The sequence below is a fragment of the Bifidobacterium scardovii JCM 12489 = DSM 13734 genome (assembly GCF_001042635.1).
Taxonomy (GTDB): domain Bacteria; phylum Actinomycetota; class Actinomycetes; order Actinomycetales; family Bifidobacteriaceae; genus Bifidobacterium; species Bifidobacterium scardovii.
In genome coordinates this window covers 14,026-30,009 of sequence record NZ_AP012331.1, presented here as the reverse complement: position 1 = coordinate 30,009, position 15,984 = coordinate 14,026, and the positions used below count along the sequence as shown (strand labels likewise).

12 protein-coding genes are annotated in these 15,984 nt (G+C 61.9%); 3 read left to right on the top strand and 9 right to left on the bottom strand.

Going from position 1 to position 15,984, the window contains the following annotated elements:
- The first annotated feature begins 4 nt into the window (after window positions 1-4).
- Window positions 5-1,351, top strand: a complete 1,347-nt coding sequence (gdhA, locus tag BBSC_RS00105) for an NADP-specific glutamate dehydrogenase (RefSeq protein ID WP_033517718.1) — start codon at window positions 5-7, stop codon at window positions 1,349-1,351.
- A 215-nt stretch (window positions 1,352-1,566) separates the two neighbouring features.
- On the opposite strand, the gene BBSC_RS00100 is transcribed toward gdhA, so the two are convergent.
- The 4 genes from BBSC_RS00100 to BBSC_RS00085 all read right to left on the bottom strand — a co-directional run bounded on the left by BBSC_RS00100 (window position 1,567) and on the right by BBSC_RS00085 (window position 7,389).
- Window positions 1,567-2,718 (bottom strand): alpha/beta hydrolase, encoded by a 1,152-nt coding sequence (locus BBSC_RS00100; protein ID WP_231649112.1) that lies wholly within the window; start codon window positions 2,716-2,718, stop codon window positions 1,567-1,569.
- 192 nt (window positions 2,719-2,910) lie between these two features.
- A complete protein-coding gene (locus BBSC_RS00095; RefSeq protein WP_231649120.1) occupies window positions 2,911-3,921 on the bottom strand; it encodes a class C sortase in 1,011 nt (336 codons plus the stop codon).
- Window positions 3,922-4,100: 179 nt separating this feature from the next.
- Complete coding sequence (locus BBSC_RS00090; protein WP_033517722.1) at window positions 4,101-5,780, bottom strand: SpaA isopeptide-forming pilin-related protein; 1,680 nt, start codon at window positions 5,778-5,780, stop codon at window positions 4,101-4,103.
- A gap of 271 nt (window positions 5,781-6,051) precedes the next feature.
- Window positions 6,052-7,389, bottom strand: coding sequence for an ABC transporter substrate-binding protein (locus BBSC_RS00085; protein WP_033517724.1), 1,338 nt, complete (start codon window positions 7,387-7,389; stop codon window positions 6,052-6,054).
- A gap of 125 nt (window positions 7,390-7,514) precedes the next feature.
- On the opposite strand from BBSC_RS00085, the gene BBSC_RS00080 reads away from it, so the two are divergent.
- Window positions 7,515-8,561 (top strand): LacI family DNA-binding transcriptional regulator, encoded by a 1,047-nt coding sequence (locus BBSC_RS00080; RefSeq protein WP_231649122.1) that lies wholly within the window; start codon window positions 7,515-7,517, stop codon window positions 8,559-8,561.
- 500 nt (window positions 8,562-9,061) lie between these two features.
- A complete protein-coding gene (locus BBSC_RS00075) occupies window positions 9,062-10,027 on the top strand; it encodes a family 43 glycosylhydrolase (protein WP_046726137.1) in 966 nt (321 codons plus the stop codon).
- 340 nt (window positions 10,028-10,367) lie between these two features.
- Here the strand turns inward: BBSC_RS00075 and BBSC_RS00070 are convergent, their stop codons facing one another.
- From BBSC_RS00070 to BBSC_RS00050, 5 genes are all read right to left on the bottom strand, one after another.
- Window positions 10,368-11,357, bottom strand: a complete 990-nt coding sequence (locus tag BBSC_RS00070; RefSeq protein WP_046726279.1) for a carbohydrate ABC transporter permease — start codon at window positions 11,355-11,357, stop codon at window positions 10,368-10,370.
- Window positions 11,358-11,457: 100 nt separating this feature from the next.
- A complete protein-coding gene (locus tag BBSC_RS00065) occupies window positions 11,458-12,384 on the bottom strand; it encodes a carbohydrate ABC transporter permease (RefSeq protein ID WP_033518399.1) in 927 nt (308 codons plus the stop codon).
- Window positions 12,385-12,911: 527 nt separating this feature from the next.
- Window positions 12,912-13,925 carry an ABC transporter permease subunit gene (locus BBSC_RS00060; RefSeq protein WP_033518397.1) on the bottom strand — a complete coding sequence of 338 codons (1,014 nt, stop codon included), beginning with the start codon at window positions 13,923-13,925 and terminating at the stop codon, window positions 12,912-12,914.
- A gap of 1 nt (window position 13,926) precedes the next feature.
- Window positions 13,927-14,859 carry a carbohydrate ABC transporter permease gene (locus BBSC_RS00055; RefSeq protein ID WP_046726200.1) on the bottom strand — a complete coding sequence of 311 codons (933 nt, stop codon included), beginning with the start codon at window positions 14,857-14,859 and terminating at the stop codon, window positions 13,927-13,929.
- Window positions 14,860-14,999: 140 nt separating this feature from the next.
- Window positions 15,000-15,920: a family 43 glycosylhydrolase gene (locus BBSC_RS00050; protein WP_231649242.1), complete on the bottom strand. Its 921-nt coding sequence runs from the start codon at window positions 15,918-15,920 to the stop codon at window positions 15,000-15,002.
- Window positions 15,921-15,984 lie beyond the last annotated feature (64 nt).

Sequence of the window (15,984 nt, the reverse complement as noted above, 5' to 3'; positions counted from 1 at the left end):
CTCCATGTTCACCAACGAGTACATCAAGCGCGTCTACGCTCAGGTCGAGCAGCGCGACGGCGACCAGCCCGAGTTCCTGCAGGCCGTCAAGGAAGTCTTCGAGAGCCTTGAGCCGGTTGTCGCCAAGCACCCGGAATACGAGAAGGCTGGCGTGCTCGAGCGCATCGTCGAACCGGAGCGCGTGGTCAAGTTCCGCGTCGCCTGGACCGACGACGAGGGCAAGGTGCAGGTGAACCGCGGCTACCGCGTGCAGTTCAACTCCGCGATCGGCCCGTACAAGGGCGGTCTGCGCTTCCACCCGACCGTGAACGAGGGCGTCGTCAAGTTCCTCGGCTTCGAGCAGATCCTCAAGAACAGCCTGACTACGCTGCCGATGGGCGGCGGCAAGGGCGGCTCCGACTTCAACCCGAAGGGCAAGTCCGACGCCGAGGTCATGCGCTTCTGCCAGGCCTTCATGACCGAGCTGTGCCGCCACATCGGCCAGTTCACCGATGTTCCCGCCGGCGACATCAACGTCGGCGGCCGTGAGATCGGCTACCTGTTCGGCCAGTACAAGCGCATCCGCGACGAGTACTCCGGCGTGCTGACCGGCAAGGGCCTGGAGTTCGGCGGCTCGCTCGCCCGCACCGAGGCCACCGGCTACGGCGTCTGCTACTACACCCAGGAAGCCCTGCGCGTGCTGAAGAACGACTCCTTCGAGGGCAAGACCGTCGTGGTCTCCGGTTCCGGCAACGTGGCGACCTACGCCGTGCAGAAGGCCGAGGAACTGGGCGCCAAGGTCGTCACCGTCTCCGATTCCAACGGCTACGTCTACGATCCGAACGGCATCGACGTCGAGGTCGTCAAGCAGATCAAGGAAGTCGAGCGCGGCCGCATCAAGGAGTACGCCGAGCGCGTGCCGTCCGCCGAGTACCACGAGGGCTGCTCCGGCGTGTGGACCGTGCCGTGCGACATCGCGCTGCCGTGCGCCACCCAGAACGAGGTCAACGAGGAGTCCGCCAAGGCGCTCGTGGCCAACGGCTGCAAGGCGGTCGTCGAAGGCGCGAACATGCCGTCCACCCCTGAGGCCATCGCCGTCTACCAGAAGAACGGCCTGCTCTACGGCCCGGCCAAGGCCGCCAACGCGGGTGGCGTGGCCGTCTCCGGCCTGGAGATGAGCCAGAACAGCTACCGCCTGAGCTGGTCCTTCGAGGAGGTCGACGCCAAGCTCAAGAACATCATGGAGACCATCGTCGCCAACTCGCTGGCCGCCGCCAAGGAATACGGCCACGAGGGTGACCTGATGCTCGGCGCCAACGCCGCCGGCTTCGTCAAGGTTGCCAACGCGATGGTCGCTCAGGGCGTGCTCTGATCCGGCTGATTGACCGAACGAATACGGCCTCTTGGATTGCCTGCGGGCATTCCAAGAGGCCGTATTCGTTTCGCCCTGCTGAGGGCCTGGTTTGGTCATGCGCCCGCTGGCGGGAGCTGGCTCGCGAAGCGAGACTGAGGGTGGTTGACACGATACCGCCTGGCACCACCTTCAGTCGGCTTCACCGATAGCTCCCGCCAACGGGCGCATGACCGTCACAGCGCGTTGAGCGCTGAAGTGACGCGCGGGGGAGGAATGATCCGCCGCCACGCCATCAACGCCGCCCATCGCGTGACGATGCCGAAATACTGGCGGCGGGCGTCGGGATACGACAGGCTCAGGTCGTGCAGCCCACCGCGGATGGTGGCCAGCGTCACCATATCGCCGAGATTGATCGCCGCCTGGCGTATCGCGACGATGTCCAATACCGAATCGGCGCGCCGCATGCCCTCATCCCATGTGGTCTGCAGCATGGTCTTGTCGGAGGTGCATACCAGCACCGGAATGCGTATGTCGAGATGCCTCGCGATTTCGCCTTGCCCGTTGTAGATCGCCTGCATCCAACCGGCACGCGGCACGAACGCCGCCGAATCGCAGATCGGATGATCGAGGTAGTCCCATTCGCCGCCGGTGGCGTGGCTGATGCAACGGCCGTAGAATCCCGGATCGCGTATCGGCAGCACGGTTTTGCCCCCACCCAACCGAAACGCCTGCACCAGAGGCGTCGACAGCAGCCGCAGCATGCGGTTCCCCTGCAATTCCAGCCACGGCGAGTTGAGCGCCAGCCCTTCGATATGGTGCGGCTGCTCGCTGTTGACCCAGAGCGCCGAGCTCAGCCCGCCCTGCGAGTGGGCGACCAGCAGGATACGCACGCGCTCGCCCTGCTCGTCGACGATCAGATCGCGCAATGCGTTGCACTCTGCTGCGTATTCATGCAGATTCTCGATATATCCCGGCGTCTGGCCGTCGCGCAGCGAACGGCCGAATTTGCGCAGATCGACCGCGTAGAACGGGATGCCAAGCGACTCCCAGTACTCCGATTCATGCCGCCGATAGAAATAGTCGTTCCAGCCGTGCACGTACATGACGGCCAGCCGGTGGCCAAGGGCGCCGAACCGCCACCGCTGCATGCGCGCGGCGAACGGAAGCGTCTTCGGATCCTTGCGCACGAAGGTGGCGACGACCTCGCCCTCGTCGTCGTGGCCGAGATGGACCGTGGCCTGCTGGTACCCCTCCAGCACATGGTCAGGAACCCATTCGTCCACCTGCGGGCGTGCGGCGTACACCGTATGCAGCGAATCGCCCGCCTGACGGTCGCCCGCCTGACGGGATGACAACGAATCCCGCGACGGCGATGCGGGCGGCACCGGCGCACCCTGCTGCGGTGCGACCGCCGCTGATCGGCCATCCGGCGCTCCGGATCGCGTTTGGCGCCCTGACTGCTGCGTTTCGCTCATATTCACCCCCGAGGTCACCCTTAAATGTACAGCGGGGTGCTGGGGATTCGCCATGATTGAACGCGGGGCAAATGCTACATATCGCAGTAGAACGGCGGATTGTCACGCACGGTGCCTGACCAGCCGCGGCTGCGGCGCGGATCCCCGCCGGATCCAGAGCAGCGCCAGGCCGGCCATCAGCACGCCTCCGGCGCTCCATCGCACGGCCTGCCACACATCGGCAGCCGGCTTGCCGGCGTCGACGGCAACCCGCGTGCCGGATACCAGCAGCCGGTGCGTGTTCACGCCGTATGGCGTGCACGTCATCAACGTCACCCGATCCTCTCCCGGCGTGATGCCCAGCTGCGAGGTGTCGTCCGGCTCGATCACCGCGATACGATCGACCCGATATTCCATGGTCCTGCCCAGCACCATGATCGAGAAGGTGTCGCCCCGCTTGACCTCATCGAGACGGGTAAACATCGCGGCTTTGACGAGCCCCCTGTGGCCGGTCAGCACCGCATGGGTGGAGGCCCCGCCGATCGGCAGCGAGCTGCCCTGCAGATGCCTGATGCCCGACTCGAGCGCCGTGGCGGAAGTGCCGTGATAGATCGGCAGATTCGCGGAGATCGAAGGGATGCTGATCGCGCCCATCACCCCGTTGCCGGTGTTCAGCAGCGAATCGTAGTCCTTGTCGGTGCCTGCCGACGAGGTGCCGGACGACGAGCCGGCAGCAGACGAGCCGGCAGCAGACGAGCCGGCAGTCGATGAGTTGTCAGTCTGGATGACTCCCGACGAATCGCCGGGCAGCGCCGTCTCCGACGCCCCCACCAGATCCGATACGTCGGGCTCGGCCGACGCCTGCCCGGCAAGACGCCGGTTATATGCCCGGGCCGCGGCAAAGGCGGCGTCGATGCGCTCCTCGGACCATCCCGCCACCGGCGTGGCAGCGTGCGACGCCACCGTTTCCAGGTCCTGTGCGGTCCGGTACTGCGCGACGATGGGGAATCCGATGGCCGCAACGGCGATCAGCGACAGAATCGCCATGCCGATCCGCCTGGCCAGCGCACGGGATCGCCGACGACGATACTGCGCGTGCAGGCCCGGAATATCCAGGATGTCCTCGAACGACACGATGGCCGCACCTCCTTCGATCGCCCATTATGCCGCGCCGCGCCCCGGTCATCTCCGACAGAGGATGCGCGGGAAGCGGGCCGAGGGGAGCAGCGGATTCAGCTCCGCATGCTCCCCTCGTTCGTGTTACGGCATGAGCGTTCCCCCTCTGTGCAGGGAACACTCATGCCGGTCAGCCGTTACTGCAGATTCTCTTCCTTGCGGGACTTGATGCCCAGCACGGCGAGACCAGTCAGCGCCAGCACGCCGACGACGCTCAGCGCGGCCGCGCCGACGGAACCGGTGAGCGGCAGCTGCGTGATCGCCTTGACGTTCTTCACCGTCACGCCGCTGGCATCCGCATTCGCGGTGACCAGGCCGAAGCTGTCAGCCGTGGATTCCACACTGACCGTGCCGTCCGCGGCAATGGTCACATTGAACTTCGGCAGGAACTGGGTGGAGTAACCGGCGGCGGGCGTCACCTCTTCAACCGTGTAGGTACCGGCACCGAGGCCGTTGAGCTGCACGACGCCGTTCTTGCCGTCCATGGCGGCGCTGGTGAACGTGGTTCCCTTGCTCTTGGCGACGACGCTCCAGCCGTCAGAGCCATTGGTCGACCCGTACTGGAAGTAGCAGAGCTTGGCGCCAAAGCTGCCGACAATTGTGCAGTCGGAGTCATTGGCATAGCGCAGCATGAACTGCGCGCCGTTCAGGCCGTTGGCATCGGCATCGACGCCGACCTTCTGGAAGGCGACGTCCGCCGTGCGCAGCGTGTCCGTGTTGCCTTCGACCCAGGTCGCGTTGTCCAATCCAACCGACGCGGTGACCGAGAATGCGTGGTTCTCCACGTCGGGAGTCACCGTGGCGTTGTACTGCACGCCGAGCGAGGTGACATCCTGCAGGCCGGTGACCTTGAGGACCGTGACCGTGCCGTTGGCCGCGTCGCCGGTTTGCGAGACGACGGTATACGCCGGACGCGGATCGCTGCCGCTGGGGCGTCCGTTACCATCCACATCGCTGAACACCACGAATGACGTGGGAGCCTTGAGACCCTTGGAGGTCACGATCTTGACATACAGATCCGTCACCGATCCATCCAGCTTTTCAAGCGTGGTGTAGGTCACGGTATTGCCGACGGCGACCGTACCCCTGGTATCCGAATTCGACGTGGTCGTCGGCGCTTCGAGCGCGACCTGGTGCTTGGAGTTGAACACGCCGGTGGCGTCGATGCCGGCCTGCGTCGGGTCGCTGGAGGTCACGGGCAGGGTGGTGTACGTGGTGCCGTTGATCAGCAGCGGCGTGGCGACGATGGCCGAGGTGCCGGCTTCGGCGGCCGCGCCGTCGACGGTATCGGTCACCAGATACCAGCCCTGTGTCACATCGATCTGCACGGACGATCCGTTGCCTTCGACCGAAGCGGTAGATGAGATATTCTTATCGTTCTGCACCGCCTTGGTGAAGGCATCGGCGAACGCGCGCAGCTTGGCCTGGTCGAAACCGGCGACCGCCGCGGCCGCGTTCCAGTTATCCGTGTCGGCGTACTGCTCGGGCAGGGTGCCGCCATTGGCTTCCGTGACCGCGTCGCGCACGGTCTGGCGATATCCTCCAAGCTGCACCGCGCCATAGGGCCCATCAGCGACCTTGATCTCGACGTCGGACAGATTGCCGTCCGCGTCCAACTGCGGGTTCAGCGTGGCGAACCGGTAGGCCGTGTACGTGTGCCCGGCCTGCGAGTTGTTCACGGTGATGCCGCCGCTCGTCACCTCGGCGGCTGGCGCTGGATCGGCTTCGACAGCCTGCGCCGAACCGGCGCCGATCGCCAGACCGCCAATCATCGTCGCCGCGGCGGCGAGACCGGCAAGTGCTTGTCGTATCTTCATTGATTCGATCCTTTTCTTGTGTGGATACTGCATCCAATGGTTTTTGTTATGATCCGTGCGCCGCCATGCACACAACCGAACAACGCATCGCGTCGCGGACGCTGGTGATATGCGAAAGGCCGGGATCTTCCGCAGCGGAAGATCCCGGCCGAGGAGGAGAACTCAGATGAAGTTCTAGCTACGCGCGGTGTCGGCCGCGCTGTCGGCGTCCCATCCGGGAACCCGATGCCCGGGCTCTCGGGTGGGATCACGTACCGACCGGTTTATGGAATTACTCGACGGTGAAGCCTTGGCCCTTGGCGTAGTCGATCAGGGACTTCTGGAAGTCCTCCATCGACTTGGAGAGCTTCTCTTCCTTGCGGTAGGCCTTGCCGGCGTAGTCGCCGAAGGTGTTCTGCACCTGGCTCCAGAAGGGCAGGAACTCGAAGTCGCCGACATTCTGCTCGGCCGCCTGGGCGAGCACTTCGGTGTACTTCTGGCCGCCGAAGTACTTGTTGAGGTCGTCGGTGCCGTTCAGGTAGTAGTCGGACTTGAAGGAGGTGGTGTCCGCCGGGAACGCGCCGGAGGCGACGCGGTTCTTGATGCCTTCCTTGTCGTGGGTCACGTACTCCATGAACTTGAAGGCAGCGTCGGCGTTCTTGGTGCCCTTGATCAGGGTCAGCGAGGAACCGCCGTTGAAGGAGTTCAGGTCGTCGCCCTCGTTCCACTGCGGCACGGTGGCCACGCGGAAGTTGCCGGAGGCCTGGGCGGCGCCGGAGAGCAGGTTGCCCGGCATCCATGCGCCGGTGACCAGCGAGGCGATGGTGCCGTCGCCGAGACCCTTGTTCCATTCATCGGACCAGCTGGTGACCTTGGTGTTGATCAGGTCCTCGTCGATCATGCGCTGCCAGTACTCGACGGCCTTCTTGGTGCCCTCGTCGCCGGTCAGGTCGATGGAGACCTTCTCGCCGTCCACCTTGAACGGGGTGCCGCCGGCCTGGGCGATCAGGGACATGAACACCGTGGACTGGTTGTTGTCGCCGGCGTCGGAGGTGATGTAGTAGTCGCCGCCGAGGGCGCGGATCTTCTTGGCGTCCTGGTAGTACTCCTCCCAGGTCTTCGGCGCCTCGGTGATGCCGGCCTTGTCGAAGGTGGCCTTGTTGTAGAACAGGGCGTTCGGGCCGGAATCGACCGGCAGGCCGTAGACCTTGCCGTTCACCTGCACGCCCTTCCAGATGCCTTCGGGGTAGTCGGACTCGAAGCCGCTGGTCTTGTCGGTCAGGTCCTCGATGGCGCCGGACAGGGCGAACTGCGCGATGGAGTGGTATTCCATCAGCGAGATGTCCGGGGCGCCGGAGCCGGCGGAAATGGCGTTGTTCAGCGAGACCTGGGTCTGCGCGGAGGTGCCGACGTTGGTCACCTTGACGGTGATGTTCGGGTTGGCCTTCATGAAGGCCTCCGCGGCGTCGTTGATGGTAGTGTCCCAGCTCCACACGGTCACGGTGGACTTGCCGTCCTTGGACCCGGAGTTGTCGCTGGTGGACGCGTTATCGGACCCGCAGGCCGCGACAGAGACCATCATGGCTGCAGCGCCAAGCAATGCCACCGACTTCTTGATAGGGAAGCGCATGTCTTACCTTTCTCTTCCTTGAGTTCTTGGCCACGCAACACTCCGTGTGACCGGTTACATTCGTATACTATACACTGTTGTGTGACCGGTTACAAATCGTGTGTCGCGTCAATGGGGAGCAAAACATGACGGAACCGAATACGATGGTGTTCATGACGACGGAACATAAGAAGGTGACCATCCGGGACGTGGCCCGGCTGGCCAACGTATCCTACGGCACGGTGTCGCGCTTTCTCAACGGCAGCGAACACGTCTCCAAGGACGCCTCCGAACGCATCGCCGCAGCCATCAAGGAGTCCAAGTACACGCCGAACAAGGCGGCCCGTTCCCTCGCCCAGCAGCGCACATCCACCGTCGCTCTGATCATCCAGGTCGAAGCCAGCGAGACGGTCGTGCAATACAGCGTGTCCGAGGCCATGTCGGGCGCGAACACGACGCTCGGCGACGCCGGGTACCAGATGGTCACGCTCATCGCCAACAGCGAGGACTCCACCAAGCGCATCGAACAGCTGGTCAACAGCGACTTCGCCGACGGCTACCTGCTGTTCTCCCTAAGCGAGGACGACTCCCTCGCCAACGCGTTCCTGTCCACCAATCGGCCCGTGGTGCGCTCCGAAGTCAGCGACCGCGGCGACCTGACGTATCCGGCGGTCGACTTCACCAACGCCGACGGACAACGCGACATCACACGCTATATGCTCGACAAGGGCCGATCCCATATCGTCTACGTCTGCGGCCCCGGCTATTCGCCGGCGTCCATCAAGCGACTGGCCGGCTTCAAGGAGGCGCTCGGCGACCGATTCGACGACCGGCAGGTGTATTTCGCCGACGATTGGGAGATCACCAGCGGCGAACTGGCGGTATTCGAATACCAGTCGATGCTCAGCGGCATCGACGGGTTCGTCTGCGCCAACGACAATCTCGCCATCGGCGTGATCAACCAGCTCAATCGCTTCGGATATCGCGTCCCCGACGACATCGCCGTCACCGGCTTCGACGACTCGCCCATGGCCATACTGTCCAATCCCAAGCTCACCACGGTGCGCCAGGACTCGATGCTGCACGGCAGGGCGATGGCCGAGCTGCTGCTGACCATGCTCAGGGGGGAGCCGGTACGGCAGTATTACGTGCGTCTGCTGCCGACCACCATCGTCGAGCGCCAATCCGCATGACCCCGCGACCGCAAGGCCGCCCTCAATTGCGGGATGAGCCGGCCGCGAAGCGGACCATCTGCATCTGGCTCCCCTCTACGAGGGGAGCTAGCCGCGAAGCGGACTGAGGGGAACAACACCGGAGCAACACTCGAAAGCAATCCGGTTTTCTCCCTCGTCCGGCTCTGCCCATCCCCCTCATCGAGGGAAACCAGACAGAGCAAAACGAGTGAACAACGCAGGACACGGGGATCACGGCACGCAGATAGTTTTGTGAGCGATCACATATTGCATTACACTGGCTATATCACAGCGTGTGACCGGTCACAAAACGAGAAACGACTCGTACGAGACGGCACAGTCCGCAGGGGAAAAAAGACCACACGGCACAAGCCCCCCATCGCACGGCATGCCGAATCCCGCACCGCGCGCCGCGTCACCGCGAGCATTCCGGCCCAATCGCACGCCAAACGGGCGCGCTTGGGCCGGGCATGCCCATCTCCAAATGGAAAGGATCATCAATGACCGATAGATTCGGCTCTTTTCTGCCGCATGACACCGAGGGCAACGTAGCCCAACTGCACGGCATCGGCGTACAGCGATTCGACGGCACCTGGTACGCCTACGGCGAGAACAAGACAAACGGCAACCTGTTCCAGGGCGTGTACTGCTACACCACCGACGACTTCGTCGACTGGACCGATCACGGCATCGTACTGGACGTGCAGGAGGACGGCTCCGCACTGGCCGCGGACCGCATCGGCGAACGCCCGAAGGTGCTCCGCTGCCCGGAAACCGGCAAGTACGTGATGTACATCCACGCGGAAACGCCCGACTACCAGTACGCGCACATCAGCGTGGCCGTGGCCGACAACCCGCTCGGGCCGTTCACGTTCCAGACCACGATGACATGGCGCGGGTATCTGAGCCGCGACATCGGCGTGTTCCAGGACGAGGACGGCAGCGGCTACATCATGAGCGAGGACCGCGACCACGGCACGCATATCTACCGCCTGTCGAACGACTACCTGACCATCGTCGAGGATGTGGCCTGCGAACGGGCCACCGATTACGAATACGGACTGGAATCACCCACCATCGTCAAGAAAGACGGCCTGTACTACTGGTTCGGATCGCGCCTGACCGGATGGTTCACCAACGACAATATGTACACCACCGCCACCGACCTGCACGGCCCTTGGAGCGAGTGGCGCGCCTTCGCGCCGATCGGCATCCAGACCTACGATTCCCAGGTGGACATCGTGATTCCGCTTGACGACGACCAGTACCACAGCAGCAGGTTCCTGTTCATCGGCGACCAGTGGTACAAGAACGATCTCGGCAACTCGCCGCTGGTCCAATTGCCGATCTCCATCGCCGACGGCACCGCCTCCATGCACTGGGACGATTCCTATGAGGGCTTCACGCATCGCGAGATCCCCGATGACCACGAGCCGATCACCGACCCTCACGCCTACATCTCGTGACCGAGTCATGTGAATTCGCGTATATATTATATATGACGAATCCCCGCAACGGTGAGTTGCGGGGATTCTTCGTTCGGCAAGGGCTGGCTGCTTTCTGTCGTAAGCGCGCTCCACCGCGGCCGGGTCTCTTCTGCGGTGGAGCGGTTTGACGTAGAGAGTGTTCGAGAAGCAGGTTGTTACCCAAACACTCTCTACGCTGAAGGGGCTTCCCGCGTAGAGAGTGTCCGAGAACCAACCTGTTACCCAAACGTTCTCTACGCCAGACAGCCTTCCCGCGTTGAAACCGTCCGAGAAGCAGGCTGTTACCCAGACGCTTTCTACGCCGGGAACGTCCCGGTGGTTATTCCTTGACGGCGCCGGCTGCCAGGCCGGACTGCCAGTACTTCTGCAAACACAGGAACGCGATCACCAACGGGATGATCGTGATCAGCGAACCCGTGATCACCAGGTTCTGGATCGCCTGCCCACCAGCCGTGGACGCCTGGTCCTTCCACTGGTTCAGACCGATCGTCAACGGATACCAATCCGCATCCTTGAGCATGATCAGGGGCAGGAAGTAGTTGTTCCACGTCGCCACGATCGTGAACAATGCGGTCGTCACGATACCGGGGGCCAACAGGGGCAGGCTGATCGTCCAGAACGTGCGGAACTCACTCGCCCCATCCACGCGCGCCGCCTCCAGCAACTCCGTGGGCACGGCCTGCTCCGAGAAGATCCACATCAGATACAAGCCAAACGGACTAATCAACGACGGGATGATCATGGCCCACGGCGTGTTCGTCAAATTCAGCTTCGCGAACAGCAAAAACTGCGGGATCGCCAACGCGATGCCCGGCACCGAAATCGCGCCGATGATCACCGCGAACACCGCCTTGCGGCCCGGGAAACGGAACTTCGCCAACGCGTAGCCGCCCATGATCGCCAGCAGGGTCGCCCCGCCCGCGCCCACCACCACGTACAACAGCGTGTTGAACAGCCAACGCGCGAAGATCCCGTCCTGATAACCGAACACCGTCGCGATGTTGTCGAACAAGGCGAACGTGCGACCGAACCCCAACCCGAACGTCGACGTGAAATCCGCCTGCGTCTTCGTCGCGTTGATCACCAGATACACGAACGGGAACAAGCAGTACACCGCGAACAGGGCGCACACCACCGTCATCACGGTCGAACGCCGCGGATTGTTCACGTTCGCGAACCCGCTTTTCGCCGCCCGCCTGCGCTCCGCGGCCTCATCGACGGCCACGCGCCTCTGACGCTCACGCTCCGCCCTCTTCGCAGCACGCTCACGATCACGCAACGACACGGACCGCGCATCCACACCACTCATCACACACACTCCCTCACGAACACGCCGGACACCACCGACACCGACACCGACACCGACACGACGGGAACCACGCGCCCGCCCGCACGACGCACACGCACCGTCACTTCATCTGCTCCCTCATGCCGCGCAACTGGACCGCGTACGCGATGCCCATCGTGATCACCGCCATCACGATCGCCAACGCCGCCGCATAATTGCTCTGGTTGCCCGTGAACGACAGGTTGTACGCGTACATGTTCGGCGTGTAATACGTCGTGATCGCATTACCCGGCACCATGTTCTGCAAAATGCTCGGCTCATTGAACAACTGGAACGAACCAATAATGCTGAAGATCACCGTGATCGCCAAACTGCCCTTCAACTCCGGCAACTTGATCGACTTGACGATCCCCCACTCCGACGCGCCATCAATCGACGCCGCCTCATACAACGAATGCGGAATCGTCGACAGGGAACTGTAGAAGATCAGCATGTTATAGCCCGTGAACTCCCACGTGTTGATGTTCCCGATCGCCGCCAACAACACCGACGGGTCCAACACGTCGATATGCGTGCCCAACACGTCGTTCAACGAACCCACCAAACCGTACTTCGCGCCATACACGAAACCCCAGATCATCGTCGAGACCACCGCGGGCACCGCATACGGCAAAAACGTGCTGATACGGAAGAACTTCGTGCCGTGCAACTTCATCGAATCCAAACACAGGGCCATCGCCGCCGCCAGGAACAACATGATCGGCACCTGCACCACCGTGAACAAGGCCACACGACCAACACTGCTCCAGAACTGCGCGTCACCAAACAAACGAACGTAATTCGCCACACCAACGAACACGTTCCCACCAATCATCTTCTTCTGAAAAAACGAGATATACACCGCATACACAATCGGCACGATGAACACAAAAACAAACACCACCGCAAACGGCCACATAAACTTCCAACCACGCCAATCAGCCTTACGCCGATTCACACGCGCCGTTGACGTATGCGTTGGCGAAGCCGCCACCTGAGCTGACGTCATTGCCCGACTCCTCTCCTTCGAAAGAGTTCAACTATCACTGACTCATCAACCGGGCATCCTCTCAACAACAGGCTGTGACCGGTTACACAACACACTATACACCACCGTGTGACCGGTTACAAAAACCGTGTGTCATACTATGAATCACACGTCGTTTTCAACGGACACCATGCATTCCCTCACGAACCATTCCAACAACCAGCAGAGTGCATGCAGATCCCAGATCCCGCCCCTCAAGGCACCATTTCCTAGGCACATTATTCATTTCCTAGACATGTCCCTTTCGAGACCATAGCCGACGACCCCGGTGTTTCCAGCCCCGCAAAGGGAGCGATCTCCCGAAGACCCGTCTAAGAAACGAATAATGTGCCTAGGAAATGCAGACAAGGCGTATTTCATCGTCGTCAGCGCGTTCCATCCCCGGACTCATACGTCGCACAAATCCTGCGCCATCGTCGCATAAGAAAATCCCCACAGCCAACCCATGGCTGTGGGGATGTAGTCGTAAAGCCCGAGAAGGAATCAGCTTATTCCTTGACGGCGCCGGCTGCGAGGCCGGACTGCCAGTACTTCTGCAAACACAGGAACGCGATCACCAACGGGATGATCGTGATCAGCGAACCCGTGATCACCAGGTTCTGGATCGCCTGCCCACCGGCCGTGGACGCCTGGTCCTTCCACTGGTTCAGACCGATCGTCAACGGATACCAATTGGAATCCTTCAGCATGATCAGGGGCAGGAAGTAGTTGTTCCACGTCGCCACGATCGTGAACAATGCGGTCGTCACGATACCCGGTGCCAACAGCGGCAAGGAAATCTGCCAGAACGTGCGGAACTCCGAAGCACCGTCGACTCGCGCCGCCTCAAGCAGCTCCTGCGGCACGGCCTGCTCGCTGAAGATCCACATCAGGTACAGGCCAAAGGGGGAGATCAGCGAAGGAATGATCATGGCCGCCGGGGTGTTCGTCAGGTTCAGCTTGGCGAACAGCAGGAACTGCGGGACCGCCAGGGCGATGCCAGGCACCGAGATCGATCCGATCAGCACCGCGAACACGGCCTTGCGGCCGGGAAAGCGGAACTTGGCCAGCGCGTAGCCGCCCATGATCGCCAGCAGTGTGGCGCCGCCGGCGCCGATCACCACGTAGAAGATCGTGTTGATGAACCAACGGCCGAAAATGCCATTCTGATAGGTGAACACCGTGACGATGTTGTCCCACAGGGCGAAGGTCTTGCCGAAGCCCATGCCGAAGGTCGAGGTGAAGTCGGCCTGCGTCTTCGTGGCGTTGATCAGCAGGTATGCGAACGGGAACAGGCAGTAGACCGCGAAGACCACGCACAGCACGGTCATCAGGGTCGAGCGGCGCGGGTTGTTCACGTTCGCGAAGCCGGACTTTGCCGCGCGTTTGCGTTCGGCCTTCTCATCGGCGGCGATGCGCTTCTGGCGCTCTTTCTCGGCCCGCTTGGCGGCCTTCTCCTGAGCCTTCAGGTCGGATTCGGCCAGACGGGCAGTGGTTGTCGAAGTCATTGTTGTGGCACTCATGTTACTTCATCTGCTCCTTCAAGCTCCTCAGCTGCACGGCATAGGCGATGGCCATCGTGATCACGGCCATGACGATCGCCAAGGCCGCGGCGTAGTTCGACTGGTTGCCGGAGAACGACAGGTTGTACGCGTACATGTTCGGCGTGTAGTACGTCGTGATCGCGTTGCCCGGCACCATGTTCTGCAGAATCGAAGGCTCGTTGAACAACTGGAACGAACCGATGATCGAGAAGATCACCGTGATCGCCAAGCTGCCCTTGAGTTCCGGCAGCTTGATCGACTTGACGATCTGCCACTCCGACGCGCCGTCAATGCTCGCGGCCTCGTACAGGGAATGCGGGATCGTCGACAGGGAGGAATAGAAGATCAGCATGTTATAGCCGGTGAACTCCCACACGCTGATGTTGCCGATCGCCGCCAGCAATACGGAAGGCTTGAACACGTCGATATTCGTGCCGAAGAAATCGTTGAACGACCCGACCAGGCCGTACTTCGCGCCATATACGAAGCCCCACACCAAAGTGGACACCACGGCAGGCACCGCGTAGGGCAGGAAGGTGGAGATGCGGAAGAACTTCGTGCCGTGCAGCTTCATGGAATCCAAGGCCAGAGCCATAGCCGCGGAAAGGAACAGCATAACCGGCACCTGCACCACAGTAAACAGGGCCACGCGACCGACCGACGACCAGAACTGGCCGTCCTGCATCAGCCGTACATAGTTCTCCAGACCGATGAACTTGGTGCCACCGACCATCTGCTTTTTGAAGAACGAGATGTAGATGGCATAGAAGATCGGGATGATGAACACGAAGATGAACACCACCGTGAATGGCCACATGAACTTCCATCCACGCCAATCGGCTTTGTGTTTGTTCTCGACGACCACGGAGCTCCCCGCTGGCGTGGTCAAGGCATCGGCATGTGCTGAGGCCATATTGATTCCTTTCTCAAGAAGCACTGACGACTACGCATCGGACGGTCACACCGGCGCGACACGCGCCCCACGGCTCCCAATCAGCTTTTCGTCGTACTTGGTTACTAACGCGTCAGAACGGCGCGGTACCGCATATACGGTCAGCGAGCGATAGACCTGCGGTACCAGGTATCACTCGGCACTACCTGCCGTATCGTTCCGTCGGCATTGAACACCAGCGGAGCGAACGCCACTTCGCGGCGATACCCGGTGCCGTACTCGCTGTCGAACAGGTGATAGGAGAGGATCCACTCGTCGGTGCTGGGAATATGGATCACGCCGTGGTGCCCGGTACCCAACAGCCCCAACGACGGGTTCTGTTCCACCAATACCCCGTGTTCGGTCCAAGGACCGTGCAGGGTGGGAGCGGTGGCGTATTTCACGCAGTATTCCGGATCGCGGGCGTCATTCTCGGACCAGCCGGCATAATACATGCCCTGACGCTTGAAGATCCATATCGCTTCGCGGAAGTCCCCAGGCACCCAATGGAAGGCACGGGAGGCATCGATGGTCACATGATCGTCGTTCAGCGGAGCGGCGTACGCGATGCGATTGCCCCACAGCAGCCAATCGGTGCCATCGTCATCACGGAACACCGCGGGATCAATCGGATATCCGGGAAAATCATCAGCGGCGACAATCGGAGACGACGTGGAACGGAACGGCCCGTACGGCGAATCGGATACCGCGGCGCCGACCTGCCCTTCACAGACGAAATAGAAGTAGAACCGCCCCTGATACTCGCATGCGCATGGCGCCCAAGCATGTTCGCTGCCCCACGGCACGTCATCCAAGCTCAGAATCCGGCCGCCGTCGGTCCATTCGACCAGATCGGTGGAGGTATACACGCGGAACGAGCGCGACCCCCAATCGTCGAAGCCATCTTCGGTGGCATACAGGAAGTACCGATCCGCATACCGCGGGTCATCGAACACCACCGGCGAGGGATCCGCAAGGAACCGATGCAACGGCGTATGCTTCGGCTTGATGTCAAGGGACGGCATCACATCAACAGCAGTCATCTGCAACCTACCTGACTTGGCAACGGAACAAACGGTGGCCGGGAGCCAACCCCCGGCCACCGTC